A 12,777-nucleotide genomic window follows, 5' to 3' on the forward strand; every position below is an offset into this window, starting at 1 on the left:
CGGGGAGTATTTGGGCCAAGAAGAAGCGGGCAGCCGCGGCTTTGGCGGGGGGCGGGCATGATCGCGCTGTTGTTCCGGGATCTGCGGCTTGCGGTACGCGCGGGGGGCGGCTTCGGGCTGGGGCTGGCCTTCTTTCTGATCGTGGTCACGCTGGTGCCCTTTGGCGTCGGCCCCGAGGGTGGCATGCTGGGCCGCATCGCGCCCGGCATTTTGTGGCTGGGCGCGCTGCTGGCCTGTCTTTTGTCGCTGGACCGCATCTTTGCGCTGGATTTCGAGGATGGCTCGCTGGATCTGCTGGCGACGGCACCGATTCCGCTTGAAGGCGTGGTGACGATGAAGGCGGTGGCGCATTGGATCACCACGGGGCTGCCGCTGGTGGTGGCCGCGCCGGTCTTTGGCGTGCTGTTGCATCTGGACGGGGCGGCGGTCTGGTGGCTGGTGTTGTCGCTGGCGCTTGGCACGCCGGCGCTGTCGGTGCTGGGCACCTTTGGCGCGGCGCTGACGGTGGGCTTGAAGCGGGGCGGGCTGTTGCTGTCGTTGCTGGTGCTGCCGCTGTATGTGCCGACCCTGATCTTCGGGGCCGAACTGGTCCGGCGTGGCGCCGGTGACATGGCAACGGCAACGCCCCTTCTGATGCTGGGGGGGATCACCGCGGCCACCGTGGCGCTGGTGCCTTTCGCGTCGGCCGCGGCGATCCGCGTCAATCTGCGCTAGAGACGCGCGCCCCTCTCGTGATAGTGACTTGAGCGCCGAGTAACAGGAAAGTAGCGATACCCCATGTCGATCTGGGAATATGCCAACCCGAAAAAATTCATGGAAACCTCTGCCTGGCTGCTGCCCTGGGTGGCGGCGCTGGCGGCGCTGACGCTGGTCACGGGGCTGGTCTGGGGGTTCTTCCTGACGCCCGATGATTACAAGCAGGGGTCCACCGTCAAGATCATCTACCTGCATGTGCCCGCCGCGATGATGGCGATCAACATCTGGGTGATGATGTTGGTGACGTCGCTGGTCTGGTTGGTCCGGCGTCACCATGTCAGCGCGCTGGCGGCCAAGGCCGCGGCCCCCGTGGGCATGGTGATGACGCTGATCGCGCTGATCACCGGCGCGCTGTGGGGCCAGCCGATGTGGGGTACCTGGTGGGAATGGGATCCGCGGCTGACCTCATTCCTGATCCTGTTCCTGTTCTATCTGGGCTATATCGCGCTGTGGGGGGCGATCGACAATCCCGACACTGCCGCCGATCTGACCGGGGTGCTGTGTCTTGTGGGGTCGGTTTTCGCGGTGCTGTCGCGCTATGCGGTGAATTTCTGGAACCAGGGCCTGCATCAGGGGGCGACGCTGTCGCTGGACAAGGAGGAAAACATCTCGGATGTCTACTGGTTGCCGCTTCTGCTGTGCATTGCCGGATTCATCCTGGTGTTCGTGGCGCTGGTTCTGGTCCGTACCCGGACCGAGATCCGCGCCCGCCGCCTGAAGGCGCTGGAAGCAAGGGAGCGCATGGCATGATGCCGGATCTGGGGAAATATGCGGTCACGGTGCTGGGGTCCTATGGTGCCACGCTGACGCTGCTGGTGGCGCTTGTCGGTGTCAGCCTGTGGCAGGGCGCCAGGGTGAAGCGCGCGTTGCAGGCGCAGGAAGAACGGATGGGCCGCCGCGATGGTTAAGCCGCTGATGCTGCTGCCGCCGCTGGTCTTTGCCGGGCTGGCGGGCCTGTTCATCTGGGGCATGGGACGTGAGGACCCGAACCAGTTGCCGACGGCCTTTGCCGGCAAATCGGCGCCGCCGGTGCAGCTGACGGCCCTGGGTGAGGGTGTGCCCTTTACCGATGCCGATCTGCGTGACGGCGATCTGAAGCTGGTGAATTTCTGGGCCAGCTGGTGCGCGCCTTGTCGGGTGGAACATCCGCATCTGCAGGCTTTGGCCGATGAGGGGATCGCGGTCTATGGCGTGAATTACAAGGATCAGCCGGACAAGGCCCTGGGTTTTCTGGCCGAGCTTGGAAACCCCTATCAGGCGATCGGCGCCGATGCGACGGGCCGCATGGCGCTGGACTGGGGCGTCTATGGCGTGCCGGAAACCTTTGTCGTCGATGGCGAGGGCACGGTTCTGTTCCGCTTTGCCGGCCCCGTCACGCAACGCGTGATCGATTCCAGCCTGCGCCCGCTTCTGGCCGGGGATTGACGCGAAGCGAGGGGCGGGATCCCGCCGGGCGGAATCCATGCGGGCCTTCGCGTCGGAAGCCGCGAACATTTGCCTTTCGTGGTTGCGCTTTGTATTCGGGACGTTCGGGGGGCGTTGGTCTGCCAGCCCGATACCGTCCGTTCAAGGCTTTGCGGAGGGACGCCCGTGGTCTTTGACCGGGGTGTTCCATCCAGCTATGCGGCGCGGCGAAAGCGGTGTGTTCACGAATGCGTTGAATACCTTGGGCGACAAGGCCTGATCCAGACCTGCAAGACGAGCTGCACCTGAAAGATGGCCTGCAAAAGCAATTGGCCTGGGGAAATTTAAATAAAATCAATTATTTACATGGGGAAATGGCGGAGAGACAGGGATTCGAACCCTGGGTCGGCGCAAACCGACAACGGTTTTCGAGACCGCCGCATTCGACCACTCTGCCACCTCTCCGCGATCAGGGGTCGTCGATGCAGCGGGATTTATAGCGGAGTTGCGGGGCTTGCAACCCCTTTTTCGCCCCGCGCGGATCGCGCATCGCGGCGGTTCTGCAGGCTTGGCAAGCGGGCGGGGGAAGAGTAGGTCTGAAAGGGGCGCGCAAGGGTGCGAAAGGGTCTGGTCATGCTGTCCGCTGTGCTTTCCCGAACAGTGTCGCGATGCGCTGTCCTGATGCTGTCGTTGCTGGTTCTGGCGGCGCCGGCACGGGCGGATGCGGCGCAGATTGCACGGCTTTTGCAGACCGAGGCGCTGTTTGAAATCCTGCGTGATGAAGCCGTTGTCTATGGCGATGAACTGGCGGAAGAATTGTTTGAACAGGGCCCAGATCCGCTGTGGCGCGGGCAGGTTGCCGCGATCAACGCGCCCGATCGGCTGCGCCCGGTGTTCGAGGCGGCCTTTGCCGCGGCGCTTGGTGACCTGGACCTGCGCCCGGTCGAGGGCTTTCTGGGCTCGGACCTTGGCCGGCGCGTCATCACGCTGGAAATCGATACGCGCCGCGCGCTGTTGGACCGCGATCTGGAAGCGGCGGCGCGCGCGGCCTTTGACGCGGCGCTGGAACAGGGCGACCTTCGCGCGCTGGCGGTGCGCGCGTTCATCGACCGCGCCGATCTGATCGAGCCGAACGTGGCGGGCGGGCTGAACGCAAACCTGGCCTTTTACCGCGCGATGGCGGCGGGCGGGGCCTTTCCCTATGCGATGTCCGAGGCCGAGATGCTGGCCGATGTGCGCGCACAGGAACCCGAGGTGCGCGCCGAAATGACGCAGTGGCTGTCGGGCTATCTGTTTCTGGCCTATCACCCGCTGACCGAGGCGGAACTGACCGCCTATGGCGATTTCAGCGCATCGGCGCCCGGGCGGGCGCTGATGGCGGCGGTGTTCGCGGGTTTTGACGCGGTTTTCGTGCAGGTGTCGCAGGATCTGGGTGCCGCCACCGCCCGGCGGCTGAGCGGGCAGGACCTTTAGGCCGCCCGCCCGCCCGCGCCCCGTGCCCGGGGTGGTTCAGCGCAGGCGCAGGGCGCCATCCAGCCTTATGACCTCGCCGTTCATATAGCCCGCCTGCAGGATGAAGGCCACCAGTTCGGCATATTCCGCCGGATCGCCCAGCCGTCGCGGGAAGGTCACGTCGGCGGCAAGCGCGTCCTGCACCTCTTGCGGCAGGCTTTGCAGCATGGGCGTGGCGAACAGGCCGGGCGCGATGGCGCAGACGCGGATCGCCTGGCTGGCCAGATCGCGGGCCAGCGGCAGGGTCATGCCCGCGATCCCCGCCTTCGAGGCGGCATAGGCGGCCTGGCCCTTTTGCCCGTCATAGGCCGCGACCGAGGCGGTGTTCACGATCACGCCGCGTTCGGGCAGGCCGCGTTCTGGCCCCGGATTGCGCGCCATTTCCGCCGCGGCCTGCCGGATCACGTTGAAGCTGCCGGTCAGGTTGATGTCGATCGTGCGCCGGAAGCTTTCCAGCTGATGCGGCCCGTCGCGGCCCACGACGCGTTCTGCGGTGACAATGCCCGCGCAGTTGATGACCGCGTTGATCGTGCCCATCCCGACCTTGGCCTGGGTCAGCGCGCCGGATACGCTGCTGGCATTGGTGACGTCGACCTGGGCGAAGTGGGCGCCGATGTCCTGGGCCAGGGCAGCGCCGCGTCGTTCGTCCCGGTCCAGGATCGTCACTTCGGCGCCGACGGCGCGCAGATGGCGCGCGGTGGCCGCCCCGAGCCCCGATGCGCCGCCGGTCACGATGGCGCGGACCTCTGTCAGTTTCATGCTCACTCCTCCCCACAAAACTTAACATATCTGTGACGCGGGCCTGCGCCACTGTCCAGAGCGGGCCTGATCGGCCAGATTTCGCCAAGGGTGACCGGGTTTTGGCAAAACCCGGCCGACAGGGCGGGGGCAGGCGGCGGACGGGGTCGTATCGCGTGCCGCGTATCCTATATCCGGGGAACCGTTTTCCGCGCCGGGCGTTTGCCAGGCAAGGGGAACGACCCTTGGAACCAAGTGGAAGGATATGGGACATGCGCAAATCTGTTGCGAAAACGATGCTGCTGGGCCTTGGTGCCGCGGGCGCGGGCCTGGTGGCCGCGATGACGCCCGTGCTGGCGGGGGGCTATACCGCGCCAGTGGTCGAGCCGGTGGTGGCCGCGCCTGCGCCGGTCGTTGTCGCTGGGCGTGACTGGACCGGCTTCTACGCCGGTGGCCAGCTTGGCTATGGCGAGGCGTCGGCAGACGGGCTGTCGGATGATGCCAGCGGTGCCTTTGGCGGCGTGCATGCGGGCTATCTGCATGATTTCGGCAACTGGGTGCTGGGTGGCGAACTGGCCTATTCGGGTGCGGATATCGCGCTTGATACGCCCGATGCCAGCGTCGATTCGATGCTGCTGGCCAAGCTGAAGGTCGGTGCCGACATGGGCGACTGGCTGCTGTATGGCACCGCGGGCGCCGGACATTACGAAGCCACGGTCGCGGGCACGGATTATTCCGACACCGGCTATTTCGCGGGTCTGGGTGCCGATTACGCGCTGAACGACAGCTGGTCGATGGGCGCCGAGGTACTGCGCCACTGGGCCGACGATTTCGACGGCACGGGCGTGGATGGCGACATGACCACGCTGGGTCTGCGCGCCTCGTTCCGGTTCTGACCGGACCGGATCTGGCTGTCCGGGTCTGGCTGTCTGGGGGGGGCGCCTTTCGGGGCGCCCCCCAATCGTCGCCGCGGTGACGCGGTCGCGGGCCGGACAAGGCCCCGTCACGCGGACCAGAGCCTTATACCGCCAACAATATTTTCATCAGTCTTTCCAATGGCTTTGGGATCCTTCTTAGCGTAATCAACCGCATTCAGCACGGTCTGGACCGCGGCAATGCGCGCGCGGGCCTTGTCATCGGCGCGGATCACCGTCCAGGGCGCATGTGCCGTATCGGTGCGCGTCAGCGTCTCGCCGATGGCCTGGGAATAGGCATCCCATTTGCGCACCCCCTGAACATCGATCCAGCTGAGCTTCCACTGCTTCAGCGGATCACGTTCGCGCGCCAGAAAGCGGCGCAGCTGTTCGGCCCGGCCCACGTTCAGCCACAGCTTGACCAGCGTGATGCCTTCCTCGACCAGCATCTTTTCGAAATCCGGCAGCTGGCAAAAGAAATGTTCGCGTTGCGCAGGCGTGCAGAAGCCAAAGACATGTTCGACCACACCGCGGTTGTACCAGCTGCGGTCGAACAGGGCGATTTCGCCCGCTGCCGGAAGCCAGTCGACATAGCGCTGAAAATACCACTGTGTCGCCTCGCGCTCGGTCGGTTTTGGCAGCGCGACGATATAGGCAGACCGCGGATTCAGGTTTTCGCGCATCCGTTCGATGGTGCCGCCCTTGCCGGCGGCATCGCGCCCCTCAAAGATCACCGCCAGCCGCTTGCCGGTGGCGCGCAGATCCCACAGCATCTTGACCAGTTCGACCTGCAGCGCCTGCATCTGCGCGGCATAGTCCTTTTTCTTCATCTCTTCGCGGTAGGGATAGCCGGGCGTCAGGATGTCATCCTTGCCGCCCGTTTCGATCGCGTGGCGGATGTCGTCGGGGGCTTCGTCCTTCAGGAACCGGGTGATGTCACCGACAAAGGGAATGGCATCGGGCGGTGGGGTTTTCATGGTGCGCTCCGGGTATGGTCTGCCCGGTCACTATGGCCTCAGGGCGCGCGCGATGCCAGCACGGCGCGCGCATGGGCGTGTCTGGCGGCGCTGACGATCGCATCGGGGGCGGCGTGATGGGGCATGTGGCCCACACCCTCCAGCGGGGTCAGCCGCACATCGGGCAGAACGCCGGCCAGCCGTTCGGAATGGATGGAAAGGCCAACCGTGGTATCATCCGTGCCGTGGATCAGCTCGACCGGCAGGGTCAGGCCGGGGTAATGCGGTTCCAGCGCCGCGATTTCATCGCGCAGGCTGGCGCGCTGCAGGGCATTGGTGCGCAGGCTGACGCGGCGCAGCACCATTTCCGGGCCGAAATGGTCGGCATAACCGGCGGGCATCGGATCGGGGTCAAAGACGGCGGCGAGCTCGGACATCAGATAGCTGCGCGGTGTCCAGGCGGTGATCAGCGGCACCAGAAGCACCTGTCCGGGCGCCGGCGCGGTCAGGCGGTACAGCCAGGGCAGACCCGAGGTCCAGCCGAAAGAGGGGGCCGAGACGGGCACCAGCGCGGCCACGCTGTCGGGCGCATCCACCGCCCAGGCCAGCGCCACCGACCCGCCATAGCTGTGGCCCAGAACCACTGGCTTGTCCGCCCCCAGCAGGCGCGCGGCCCGGCGCAGGTGGCGGGCCTGTTCGGTCAGCGTGCCGCCGCCGGGCAGGGGATCGGACCAGCCAAAACCGGGCCGGTCAAAGGCAATCACCCGGAATTCGCGGCCCAGCCGTTCGACCAGCCCGTGGCTGAAATCGCGCAGCGACCCCGAGGCACCGTGGATCAGCACCAGATCCGGCCCCGCGCCATGCACCAGCGCATGCACGCGCCGGCCATCGACCGTGACGAACTGTCCCGCGGGGGGATAGGCCGCTTCGGCCGCCGCCTCGCGGGCCGCGGCGCGCCATGCGGTGGCGCCCGCAAGCCCCGCCGCCGCCAGAAAAACCGAACTAAAGACCAATCTTCTCAAGCTCATAGGGCGTTGTCTGATAGATCTCATTGACCCAGTTGCCATACAGCAGATGCGCATGGCTGCGCCAGCGGTTGGACGGGGTCTGGCCGGGATCGTCATCGGGGTAGTAATTTACCGGCACGTTGACCGACTTGCCAGAGGCCACGTCGCGGTCATATTCCTCTTTCAGCGTGCCGCTGTCGTATTCGAAATGGTTGAACACATAAAGCGCGCGGTGACAGGCATCCTCGACCAGACAGGGGCCGACCTCATCCGAGGCCAGCAGCGTCGTCAGCCCCGCGGCCGCGATCTCGGGCTGGCGCATCTCGGTCCAGCGGCTGACCGGGATCAGCAGGTCATCGGAAAAGCCGCGCAGATAGGGCGAGGCGGGCACGCAGTTGCGGTGGCGAAAGCAGCCGAAGGCCTTGTGATCCAGAATGTGCTTTTGCACGCCGTGGAAGTGATAGGCCATCGCCATGCCGCCCCAGCACACGCCGAAGGTGGAATGCACATGGCTTTGCGTCCAGTCGAAGATGCGGGTCAGTTCGTCCCAATAGGTGACCTCTTCGAAGGGCAGATGTTCGATGGGCGCGCCGGTGATGATCAGCCCGTCCAGCTTCTCGCCCGAAGCCTCGACCTCGGCGAAGGGACGGTAGAAGGCCTCCATATGTTCGGCGGCGGTGTTGCGGGTCTGATGTTCGGTCATGCGGATCAGCTGAAAGTCGATCTGCAGGGGTGTCGCGCCGATCAGCCGGGCGAACTGGTTTTCCGTCTGGATCTTCTTCGGCATCAGGTTCAGCAACCCGATGCGGATCGGGCGGATGTCCTGCATCGCCGCGCGCCCCGGGCTCATCACCATGACGCCTTCCTTCGAGAGGATCTCGAAAGCGGGCAGCGTCTCGGGCAGGGTGATGGGCATGGTCTTTCTCCGGTCGGTCAGCAGGCGTCAGCGCGCGGCAAGCGCATCCGCGATCAGCGATGTAAAGTCTTTCACGTCGCGGACAAGGGCCACATCCTCGGCCCGCACGCGAATGCCCCAGTTGCGCGCCATCGCGGCATAGCGCGGCTGGCGGTGGGCCAGCGCCTGGGAATAGGTCCAGCGCACGAAATCATCGGGGTTGACCTCATCTTCCTTCAGGCCGCGGTCCACCCGGTATTCCACCCATTTACGTTCCAGGAACTGGGGCTGGTAATACATGGGCTTGGGCGCGCGGTCGAAGCGGCGGATCAGTTCTTCGGTATGCGCCTCGGACCCTTCGATCCAGACCATCAGCAGGTTCGCCGACAATTCGCGCAGGATCGGGTCGGCGGGGTCTTCGGGGTCGACGACCTCACAGATGGATCCGCCGGAATCGCAGACGAAATGCGGGATGGAATAGATGTCCCCGGCGCGTTCGATGAAATGGGTGGTGTCCATCAGCGTGGATTTTTCCGCGACCCGGTGCTGGTTCTGGCGCTTCATGTATTCGTCAAAGGGCAGGCCGCCGCGCGCGGGGCTGCCCGGCTTGCCCATATAGGTGGACAGCGGCGCCAGATTGTCGAACGTGATGTTCGAGGCGATATAGACCGAATCCGACAGCAGCAATTCACGCAGGAACGGGTTCTTCATCGCCTCGCGCTTGAAGTTGTCGGCGATGTATTCGCCCATGTAGCGCGTGCCGATGCGGTAATCGACCGAATAGTGGAACCATTCGCCCGACCCGCGCAGCATCGAGGCCAGATAGGTCTTGCCCAGACCCGACATGCCGAACAGCAACACCCGCTTGCGCGCGGCCGTCAGCCATTCGTTCCGGTTGGAATAGATCATCGCGCCCATCCTTGCCCGCTGCCCTTGCCCGCACAATTCGGGGCTGGCACAGCCAAGGCCACCCCTTTGCGCCCGGGTTTAGCGCGCGCGGCGCGCGGCGTCACGGGGTTTTGCGCCCGATGCCGCCGCCGATGCCGCCATTGATCACCACAAGCCCCAGCGCCAGCACCCCAAAACCCGCCAGGGCGTTGAACGACAGGGCCTCGCGATAGGCGACCCAGCCGGCCAGCACCGCGACGGGCGGTACCAGCAGCGTCACCAGCATCAGGTTGCCCGCCCCCGCCAGCGCCAGCACCCGGTAATAGATCAGATAGGCCAGCGCCGAACAGCCCAGGATCAGCCAGCCCAGGCCCGCCCAGACCGGCCCCGACCAGTCAAATCCCGGCATGCCTTCGAACAGGATCATCGCCGGCACCAGCCAGACCGCGCCCCCCGTCAGCATGCCCGCCGCCGCCACCTCGGGGACAAGGCCGCGGATCGCCACGCGCGCATAGGCCGCCCCCAGCGCGAAGGACACCGAGGCCCCCAGCACCGCGATCTGTGCAAGCGATCCAGGGTCCAGCGTGCGCAGGACGCCGGGGCCCATCGCCAGAACCACCCCCGCAAAGCCAAGGCCGACCCCGGCCGCCTTGCGCGGGCTAAGCCGTTCATCGGCAAAGGCCAGCGCCGCCACCAGCACCGCAAAGATCGCGCTGGCCGCATTCAGGATCGCCGCCAGCCCGCTGTCGATATGAATCTGTCCCCAGGCGATCAGCGCGAAGGGAATGGCATTGTTCAGCCCGCCCAGGATCACAAAGCGCGGCAACAGCCGCGCATCGGCCGGCACCGGCAGGCGCCGGATCGCGATATAGGTCCACAGCACCGCCGCCGCGCCGATCACGCGCAGCGCGGCGACAGAAAAAAAACCCAGTTCCGTCAGCGCGGCGCGGTTCGACAGGAAGGCCCCGCCCCATAGCACGGCCAGCCCGATCAGCAGCGCCCAGGCGCGCGGCGACAGCCGGGTCTGGTCGGGGCGGGCCGGTTCGGGGCGGTGTGGGGTGGGGCGGTCGGGTGCGGTCATGGCCGGCACGCTAGGCCGATGCGGCGGGCCTTTCCAGCGCGATCTTGTGCCAGTCACAATCGCGCCGCAGGCCAGCGCCGGGCGCCGCAACAGGTCCGACCGCAAAAGGCCCCGCCGGGGGCGGGGCCTTGGCAGTGTCCGGTGGGGCGGATCAGAAGGTCACGCCAACCCGCAGGCCCGCGCCCCAGCCCGAGTTGTCGGTGAATTCGGCGCCGATCCCGCGTGTGGTCGCATTACCGATGTCGACATAGCGCAGACCGCCGGTGATCTTGACCTTGTCCATCGTATAGGTCGCGGCCAGCGAAACGGATTTGAAGCCATCGGTCGGGCCCAGGTTGCCTGTCGGATCGCCGTTCTGCTTTTCATAGCCCAGCACCACCGCGCCCGACCATTGTTCGTTGAACTTGCGCCCCACGCCCAGCGAATAGGTGATCACATCGTTGCTGTAATCGACCAGGTTGCCGCCCAGAACGGTGGCATAATCCTGCGGCGGGATCCTGAACGCCGTCCAGTCCACCCAGCGGACCGAGCCGAACAGCAGCGTATCGGCCGCAATCCCGGTCTGGAATTCCAGGTTGAGCGACTGCGGCACCTCGGTTTCAAACACCGAGGTCCGCCCAACGCCCAGGGGCGAACTTTCGGCAGCGTCGAAATCATGCGTGATCGCGGAATTGTAGGTCAGCGCGACACGGGCGGCGATTTCGGGCTTTTCCCAGGCCACGCCCAGCACATAGCCGAAGTCCGTTTCGGTCGAGGTGCTCATGCCATAGGGCACGATGACTGCGGGGTCCATCACCGGGTCCGGGCGAACCTGCAACGCCACCTCACCCGAGGTGCGCAGGGCGCGGACCCCGCCGATCAGCGAGACGTTGTTTTCCATCTTGTAGCGCAACAGCGCCGTGATCGCGTTGGAATCGATGGACGCATTGGACCCCGCCAGCGGATAGGACCGGAACCCCAGCTGCGTGGCCCCCCCGGCATCCGGGCCGTAGTTCAGATCCGCGCCGATCGGCTGGTCGAAGATGATCGCCATGTCCAGCCGGTCGCTCAGCGCCTGTTTGTAGCCAAGCGACAGTGTGCCATAGCCCAATGCCATGTCGTCCGAGTGCAAAGCCCCGCCGACCGACCCCGACACATCGGGCGAAAAGGCGCCAAAGTTCACCTCGGCATAGGTCCCCTGTTCGAACAGGATCGCCACCGATTGCGTCGAACGCTCGATCCCCCCTGCGGCAGCGGCGCCTGCGGCCAGCGCCAGGGCGCTGGCGGTCGTCACAACACGTCTCATCATGATCCTCATCCCTGCGTGTTTGCATTCTTCTTGGGTATGAAGCCTATCATCAAGAAAACGTGAATCAATCAACCCCGCGGTGTGACGTGGCGTCCGTTTTCGGCCCGTCCGGGACAATCGGATCACGGTCAGGGCCCGTCCGCCCCGATCACAAGCTGCGCCAGCCGCCACAGCCCCAGCCCCGCAAGCCACAGGCCCGAGGCTGCCCCCGCCACAAGCAACGCCGCCCAGGCCGTCGGCCGTGGCGGGGCCGGATCGGGGGGGATGCGGGGGCGGGGGCTTTTTTCGCGTGTCATGGCGGCGATTAAGCCTGTGTTAGGTGAATCATGGCTTAACGGGACCATGGACCAGATCACCACGCCCCGACATGATGCCCCCGCTTGCCCTGCGTACCGGACCGGACGGCCGGCGATCGCTATCCGTCCCTTTGCCGGGGGTGGTGCCGACTGGCTGGCCGCGCTTGAAACGGCGGGGGGCGGCGCGATGGCGCAGCATCCGGGCTGGGGCGATCTGGCCGTGGCGGCGGGGCGGCGCGTGGCGCGGCTGGAACTTGTGCTGGGGGCCCGGGTGATCGGGCTGGTGCAGCTGACGGCGCGGGCGGGGCTGCGGCTGGCCAGCCGTGGGCCGGTCTGGCTGGGGCCTGCGGATGCCGGGCTGCGCCGGGCGGGGCTGCGGGCGCTGGCGTGGGGCGGCGGGCCGCTGCTGGTGACGCCCGAGCATCCCATGGCGGGGTTTGGCCTGATCCCGCTGATCACCGCGCGCCACCGTGCGATCTGGGATCTGGCGCCCGCGCCGGATGTGCTGCGGGCCGGGCTGCAGGGCAAATGGCGCAACCGGCTGGGCGCGGCCGAACGCGCGGGGCTGCGCGTCCGGGTAGAACGCGACCCCGGATGGTTGTTGCGGGCCGAGGCGGCGCAGCGGCGCGCGCGGGGGTATCGCGGCTTGCCGGCGGGGTTTGTCGAGGCCTGGGGCCGCGCGGTTCCGGGCGGGGTGCTGGCGCTGGGGGTCTGGCGGGACGGTGTGCCGCTGGCGGGGATGATCTTTCTGCGCCATGGCAGCTGGGCCAGCTATCATCTGGGCTGGACCGGGGCCGGGGGGCGGCGTCTGGGCGCGCATCCGCTGTTGCTGTGGCAGGGCGCGCTGCGGCTGCGTGCGGCGGGTGTGCGGCGGCTGGACCTGGGCGATGTGGATGGGGCGCGGGGCGCGGGGCTGATGCGGTTCAAATCGGGCACCGGCGCCGAGGTGCGGCCCCTTGGCGCGACGTGCCTGGTGCTGCCGGGTCTGGTGCCGCCGGGCTGATCGGGGCGATATGCGGCGCCTGCGGCGCGCAGGCACTGG

Annotated in this window: 15 protein-coding genes and 1 tRNA gene; 7 read left to right on the top strand and 9 right to left on the bottom strand. The window is 66.6% G+C overall.

Annotated elements, in window-relative coordinates:
* The first annotated feature begins 57 nt into the window (after positions 1-57).
* The 4 genes from ccmB (at position 58) to ACK8OU_RS10280 (ending at position 2,181) form a co-directional block, all read left to right on the top strand.
* Positions 58-714, top strand: a complete 657-nt coding sequence (ccmB, locus tag ACK8OU_RS10265; RefSeq protein WP_250045620.1) for a heme exporter protein CcmB — start codon at positions 58-60, stop codon at positions 712-714.
* Between the two features lie 63 nt (positions 715-777).
* A complete protein-coding gene (locus ACK8OU_RS10270) occupies positions 778-1,506 on the top strand; it encodes a heme ABC transporter permease (RefSeq protein ID WP_410303302.1) in 729 nt (242 codons plus the stop codon).
* Positions 1,503-1,664 (top strand): heme exporter protein CcmD, encoded by a 162-nt coding sequence (gene ccmD / locus ACK8OU_RS10275; RefSeq protein ID WP_410303303.1) that lies wholly within the window; start codon positions 1,503-1,505, stop codon positions 1,662-1,664. The genes ACK8OU_RS10270 and ccmD overlap by 4 nt, the downstream gene beginning before the upstream one ends.
* On the top strand, positions 1,657-2,181 hold the full coding sequence (locus tag ACK8OU_RS10280) for a DsbE family thiol:disulfide interchange protein (RefSeq protein WP_410303304.1): 525 nt from the start codon (positions 1,657-1,659) through the stop codon (positions 2,179-2,181). Before ccmD ends, ACK8OU_RS10280 begins: the two co-directional genes overlap by 8 nt.
* A 354-nt stretch (positions 2,182-2,535) precedes the next feature.
* On the opposite strand, the gene ACK8OU_RS10285 is transcribed toward ACK8OU_RS10280, so the two are convergent.
* Positions 2,536-2,625, bottom strand: a tRNA-Ser gene (locus tag ACK8OU_RS10285).
* Between the two features lie 168 nt (positions 2,626-2,793).
* Between ACK8OU_RS10285 and ACK8OU_RS10290 the strand changes: the two genes are divergently transcribed.
* Positions 2,794-3,633 (top strand): DUF2059 domain-containing protein, encoded by an 840-nt coding sequence (locus tag ACK8OU_RS10290; protein ID WP_410303305.1) that lies wholly within the window; start codon positions 2,794-2,796, stop codon positions 3,631-3,633.
* 36 nt (positions 3,634-3,669) lie between these two features.
* Here ACK8OU_RS10290 and ACK8OU_RS10295 read toward each other — a convergent pair whose 3' ends face one another.
* Positions 3,670-4,431 (bottom strand): SDR family NAD(P)-dependent oxidoreductase, encoded by a 762-nt coding sequence (locus ACK8OU_RS10295; RefSeq protein ID WP_410303306.1) that lies wholly within the window; start codon positions 4,429-4,431, stop codon positions 3,670-3,672.
* 251 nt (positions 4,432-4,682) lie between these two features.
* Between ACK8OU_RS10295 and ACK8OU_RS10300 the strand changes: the two genes are divergently transcribed.
* Positions 4,683-5,306 carry an outer membrane protein gene (locus tag ACK8OU_RS10300; RefSeq protein WP_410303307.1) on the top strand — a complete coding sequence of 208 codons (624 nt, stop codon included), beginning with the start codon at positions 4,683-4,685 and terminating at the stop codon, positions 5,304-5,306.
* A gap of 107 nt (positions 5,307-5,413) precedes the next feature.
* Here ACK8OU_RS10300 and ppk2 read toward each other — a convergent pair whose 3' ends face one another.
* The 7 genes from ppk2 to ACK8OU_RS10335 all read right to left on the bottom strand — a co-directional run bounded on the left by ppk2 (position 5,414) and on the right by ACK8OU_RS10335 (position 11,735).
* A complete protein-coding gene (gene ppk2, locus ACK8OU_RS10305; protein ID WP_410303308.1) occupies positions 5,414-6,301 on the bottom strand; it encodes a polyphosphate kinase 2 in 888 nt (295 codons plus the stop codon).
* A gap of 38 nt (positions 6,302-6,339) precedes the next feature.
* Positions 6,340-7,308: an alpha/beta fold hydrolase gene (locus ACK8OU_RS10310; protein WP_410303309.1), complete on the bottom strand. Its 969-nt coding sequence runs from the start codon at positions 7,306-7,308 to the stop codon at positions 6,340-6,342.
* Positions 7,283-8,203: a homoserine O-succinyltransferase gene (locus tag ACK8OU_RS10315; protein ID WP_410303310.1), complete on the bottom strand. Its 921-nt coding sequence runs from the start codon at positions 8,201-8,203 to the stop codon at positions 7,283-7,285. The genes ACK8OU_RS10310 and ACK8OU_RS10315 overlap by 26 nt, the downstream gene beginning before the upstream one ends.
* A gap of 27 nt (positions 8,204-8,230) precedes the next feature.
* On the bottom strand, positions 8,231-9,091 hold the full coding sequence (locus ACK8OU_RS10320) for an ATPase (protein ID WP_410303311.1): 861 nt from the start codon (positions 9,089-9,091) through the stop codon (positions 8,231-8,233).
* A 100-nt stretch (positions 9,092-9,191) separates the two neighbouring features.
* The gene (locus ACK8OU_RS10325; protein WP_410303312.1) at positions 9,192-10,151 is read right to left on the bottom strand and encodes a DMT family transporter; all 960 of its coding nucleotides are present in this window, start codon (positions 10,149-10,151) and stop codon (positions 9,192-9,194) included.
* A 151-nt stretch (positions 10,152-10,302) separates the two neighbouring features.
* The gene (locus ACK8OU_RS10330; RefSeq protein WP_410303313.1) at positions 10,303-11,439 is read right to left on the bottom strand and encodes a hypothetical protein; all 1,137 of its coding nucleotides are present in this window, start codon (positions 11,437-11,439) and stop codon (positions 10,303-10,305) included.
* A gap of 128 nt (positions 11,440-11,567) precedes the next feature.
* On the bottom strand, positions 11,568-11,735 hold the full coding sequence (locus ACK8OU_RS10335; protein ID WP_410303314.1) for a hypothetical protein: 168 nt from the start codon (positions 11,733-11,735) through the stop codon (positions 11,568-11,570).
* Positions 11,736-11,781: 46 nt separating this feature from the next.
* Here ACK8OU_RS10335 and ACK8OU_RS10340 point away from each other — a divergent pair, with 46 nt between their 5' ends.
* Positions 11,782-12,738 (top strand): GNAT family N-acetyltransferase, encoded by a 957-nt coding sequence (locus ACK8OU_RS10340; RefSeq protein WP_410303315.1) that lies wholly within the window; start codon positions 11,782-11,784, stop codon positions 12,736-12,738.
* Positions 12,739-12,777 lie beyond the last annotated feature (39 nt).

The organism is Pontitalea aquivivens (assembly GCF_046507575.1).
Classification (GTDB): Bacteria; Pseudomonadota; Alphaproteobacteria; order Rhodobacterales; family Rhodobacteraceae; genus Pontitalea; species Pontitalea aquivivens.

What these genes read in the sequence shown, in the direction of transcription:
- ccmB (WP_250045620.1), top strand. Translation starts at nt 58, where the DNA reads ATGATCGCGCTGTTGTTCCGGGATCTGCGGCTTGCGGTACGCGCGGGG.
- ACK8OU_RS10280 (WP_410303304.1), top strand. Translation starts at nt 1,657, where the DNA reads ATGGTTAAGCCGCTGATGCTGCTGCCGCCGCTGGTCTTTGCCGGGCTG.
- ACK8OU_RS10325 (WP_410303312.1), bottom strand. Translation starts at nt 10,151, where the DNA reads ATGACCGCACCCGACCGCCCCACCCCACACCGCCCCGAACCGGCCCGC.
- ACK8OU_RS10340 (WP_410303315.1), top strand. Translation starts at nt 11,782, where the DNA reads ATGGACCAGATCACCACGCCCCGACATGATGCCCCCGCTTGCCCTGCG.
- ppk2 (WP_410303308.1), bottom strand. Translation starts at nt 6,301, where the DNA reads ATGAAAACCCCACCGCCCGATGCCATTCCCTTTGTCGGTGACATCACC.
- ACK8OU_RS10290 (WP_410303305.1), top strand. Translation starts at nt 2,794, where the DNA reads ATGCTGTCCGCTGTGCTTTCCCGAACAGTGTCGCGATGCGCTGTCCTG.
- ACK8OU_RS10330 (WP_410303313.1), bottom strand. Translation starts at nt 11,439, where the DNA reads ATGATGAGACGTGTTGTGACGACCGCCAGCGCCCTGGCGCTGGCCGCA.
- ACK8OU_RS10320 (WP_410303311.1), bottom strand. Translation starts at nt 9,091, where the DNA reads ATGATCTATTCCAACCGGAACGAATGGCTGACGGCCGCGCGCAAGCGG.
- ACK8OU_RS10335 (WP_410303314.1), bottom strand. Translation starts at nt 11,735, where the DNA reads ATGACACGCGAAAAAAGCCCCCGCCCCCGCATCCCCCCCGATCCGGCC.
- ccmD (WP_410303303.1), top strand. Translation starts at nt 1,503, where the DNA reads ATGATGCCGGATCTGGGGAAATATGCGGTCACGGTGCTGGGGTCCTAT.
- ACK8OU_RS10310 (WP_410303309.1), bottom strand. Translation starts at nt 7,308, where the DNA reads ATGAGCTTGAGAAGATTGGTCTTTAGTTCGGTTTTTCTGGCGGCGGCG.
- ACK8OU_RS10270 (WP_410303302.1), top strand. Translation starts at nt 778, where the DNA reads ATGTCGATCTGGGAATATGCCAACCCGAAAAAATTCATGGAAACCTCT.
- ACK8OU_RS10295 (WP_410303306.1), bottom strand. Translation starts at nt 4,431, where the DNA reads ATGAAACTGACAGAGGTCCGCGCCATCGTGACCGGCGGCGCATCGGGG.
- ACK8OU_RS10300 (WP_410303307.1), top strand. Translation starts at nt 4,683, where the DNA reads ATGCGCAAATCTGTTGCGAAAACGATGCTGCTGGGCCTTGGTGCCGCG.
- ACK8OU_RS10315 (WP_410303310.1), bottom strand. Translation starts at nt 8,203, where the DNA reads ATGCCCATCACCCTGCCCGAGACGCTGCCCGCTTTCGAGATCCTCTCG.